Genomic DNA, 3648 nt, shown 5'->3' on the forward strand with positions numbered 1-3648 from the left:
TAATACGACCTGGCATAGACCCTAAATAAGTTCTACGATGACCTCTGATTTCTGATTCATCAGTCACACCACCTAGAGAAATTTTAACAAACTTACGATCTAAAGCACGTGCAATAGACTTAGAAATAGAAGTCTTACCAACACCTGGTGGACCTACTAAACAAATAATAGGTGCCTTTAAAGACTGAGTCATCTGTTTAACAGCAAGCTGTTCTACAATTCTTTCTTTAGGTTTCTTTAAACCGAAATGGTCTTCATCAAGAATTTTTTCTACCTTAGTAATATCCTGATTATCTTCAGTCATTTCAAACCAAGGAAGCTTAGTCATCCAGTCAAGATAAGTACGTACGACATTAGCTTCTGGTGAAGTAGAAGGCATCATTTCATAACGTGCTAACTCTTCAGTTAACTTGTCTTTTACATTCTGTGGATAAGGATTATCCTTAATCATAGAACGGAATCTTTCAACTTCATCCTCACCATTAGGTGCATCACCTAATTCTTCTTTAATTGCCTTAAGCTTTTCTCTTAAATAGAATTCTTTCTGGTTTTCATCAATACTCTTCTTAACACGATTATTAATAGAATTTTCAATTTCATTAATAGCCTTTTCCTTCTGCATAGATGCAAGAACTAACAAAAGACGTTTATTAATATCTGGTTCAGCCAAAATCTTTTCTCTTTCTACTAAATCAGAATTAATATAATGACCAATAGTATCAGCAAGTTCACTTGCTGATAAACCATGAGTAATATTTGAAATTAATTCTCTAGGTAACAACTGACTAGCCCCATTCATTGACTGCATCTGTTCAGTCAACTTACGTACTAGCGCAGTTTCTTCATTAGGATCACCATGAATATCTTCTAAATAGCGCACCTTTGCATAATAGCATTCACCTTCAGTATAAAGTGATTCTAATTCAACACGCTTTTCACCTACTACAGTAAGTTTAATTGTTCCATGATTATCTTTCTTAATACGTTTTGTAATCTTACAAAGTGTGGCATGGTGATATACCATGTCAAAATTGATTTCTTCTTCTAAAGGATGGATCTGTGAGACTAATACAATATTAGAATCATGCTGACTTACAGCTAAATCCATTGCATTTAAGGAAAATGTGCGTCCTACATCCAAAGACAATTCATGTCCTGGAAATACAAGCATACCACGCGTACAAATAACAGGAAGATCAACTGTTACATTTAAATTTTCCATAACCTATTTCTCCTTTCTTAGAAAAAATAAGACGCGTAGGCGTCTTATTTCACATTATCTTTAATTAACTGAAGAGCCTTTCTGTGAGTTAAATCACTCTTTACTACATATTCCTGACCACCAAGAACCTTCTTAACTTCTTCAAGTGGCATGTTGTAGTATGTAGCGATTTCTTTCATTTCATCTTCCATTTCTGCATCAGTCACTTCAATGTTTTCTGCCTTAACGATTTCATCAAGGATTAAGTTTAACTTAACTCTTTCTTCAGCCTGATCTCTTACGTCAGCTTTGATATCATCCATTGTCTTACCAGTCATCTTAGTGTATAATTCAATGTTTAATCCCTGCTGAGATAAGTTCTGGTTGATTTCGTTAATAATGTTCATAACTTCGCTATCAACCATTGCATCTGGTACATCAATTGTATTGTTAGCAACAACAGCTTTGATTACTTCTTCATTGAACTTGTTTTCAGCTTCAGCCTTCTTCATAGTTCTAATCTGATCTTTAATCTTTTCCTGTAACTGTTCTAATGTTTCAACACCTTCGATGTTAACATCTTTAGCTAATTCATCATCAATTTCAGGTAAAACCTTAGCTTTGATTTCATGAACTTTAACCTTGAATACTACTTCAGCACCTGCTAAATCAGCTGCATGATATTCTTTAGGGAAAGTTAAGTTGATTTCTTTTTCTTCACCAGCAGCCATACCAACTAGACCTTCTTCAAATCCAGGGATGAATGAGTGAGAACCGATTTCAAGTGAATAGTTTTCTGCTTTTCCGCCTTCAAAAGCAACACCATCTTTGAAACCTTCATAATCGATAACAGCTGTATCGCCTTCTTCAACTGTTCCTTCTTCTTTAACTACTAATTCAGCGAACTGCTTCTGGTAGTCATTTAATCTTTCTTCAACATCTTTCTTAGTTACTCTTACCTGAGCCTTCTTTACTTCTAATCCTTTGTATTCACCTAATTCGAATTCAGGTTTAACTGGACAAGTGAAAGTTACTTCTAATTCAGTTTCAGTAGACTTAACAATGTTTGCAGTTGGCTGAGCAACTGGAGTTACATTGTTGTCAACGAAGATTTTAGCATAGTTTTCGCTTAAGATTTCTTCAACAGCCTGTTCTCTTAATGCCTTAGCACCAATCTTACCTTTGATTAAATTCTTTGGAGCATGTCCCTTTCTGAAACCATCTAACTTAACTGAACCAGCTAACTTATTTAAAGCCTTTTCCTGAGCTGCTGCCCATTCTTCTGTATCGAAAACGGCTTTGATTTCAACCATTGATTTCTCAAGTTTTTTAACTTCTGTATTCATTTCTTAATCTCCTTTACTATTTGCAATTGCTATTATACATGAAAGATTCATGCAATGCAACAATTTAACACTCTAATTGTTTGAGTGCTAATATTTCTTTTTCTACATCTGATAAATCGCAATTGTAGTCAATTTCTATATCAGATGGATCGACTGGCATATTCTGTAATGTTGCAACGTAATAGTGTAGTGTTGCTGCTACTAGATCACAGTCTTCTGGCATAATATCCTTAGGATAAATAGTATAAAGATAATATTCCAGATAATCGAGACATTGTGAGAGAAGCGTAGGATTATCATCTTCTAATACTCTTGAAAGAGATTTACCAATCAATGTATAACATTCTCTTTCTAATACTAAAGGACTATAAGAGCCATTAAAGTAATATGTTTCATCACCTTTCACTACAGTGAACTCTTCATCTACCTGTTGATCAATCAAGATTTCCATAATAAGTGTCTTCGCAAAAGATGACTTATGAGGATTTTTTAAAAATCTTGCTACTTCAGGCATGATCATACGGATGTTTAACTGCTGTAATTGATCAAGTGCCATATAAATTAAATCATCATTCACTTTATCTCTATCAAGCAGACGACCAATTTCCTGTGCAGACATAATGGTACTCTTGTTTTCTAGCTGGTAATTCTTTTCCTGTTTCATAAGAATAATTTCATCATAAACTGCATTGAACAAGTTTTCATACTGCTGAGGGATATAAGGCATGGATAATTCTTCAATAAGAATATTAATTGCCTGTTCATATTCTTCAAGTTCTTTTAAAGCATTTAAATATAAAGCAGTCACTTCATAATAAGTGTTATTGGCCTGCATTTTCGCAACGGCCCCTTCCTGCATACATCTTTGATAATCTTCTAATGCATTCAAGCATACAAGACGATAATATCTAGTCATCTCGTCATCCATATCTGTCAAACGACTTAATGCGACTTGATACTGGCCTTCTTCAATAAGTTCTTCTATCATGTTTGCCTCCTTGAGTTTCCATTTTATCAAAATTAGACCTGTATCTTATTCACATATCAGATCCCACGAGACCATAAGACATCTCTTATGAAGTCTTCAGCTTGAAAAAAAAA

Annotated in this window: 3 protein-coding genes; all 3 read right to left on the bottom strand. The window is 34.3% G+C overall.

Annotated features, from left to right (window positions below; genetic code table 11):
* A partial coding sequence (locus ACT8VG_RS08650) for an LON peptidase substrate-binding domain-containing protein (protein ID WP_444195641.1) occupies positions 1 to 1222 on the bottom strand: 1222 nt, incomplete at its 3' end.
* A gap of 44 nt (positions 1223 to 1266) precedes the next feature.
* Positions 1267 to 2547, bottom strand: coding sequence for a trigger factor (tig, locus tag ACT8VG_RS08655; RefSeq protein ID WP_217107145.1), 1281 nt, complete (start codon positions 2545 to 2547; stop codon positions 1267 to 1269).
* Between the two features lie 64 nt (positions 2548 to 2611).
* Positions 2612 to 3535, bottom strand: a complete 924-nt coding sequence (locus tag ACT8VG_RS08660) for a hypothetical protein (RefSeq protein WP_226793845.1) — start codon at positions 3533 to 3535, stop codon at positions 2612 to 2614.
* Positions 3536 to 3648 lie beyond the last annotated feature (113 nt).

Source organism: Catenibacterium sp. (genome assembly GCF_052354645.1).
GTDB classification, from domain to species: Bacteria; Bacillota_I; Bacilli_A; order Erysipelotrichales; family Coprobacillaceae; genus Catenibacterium; species Catenibacterium mitsuoka_A.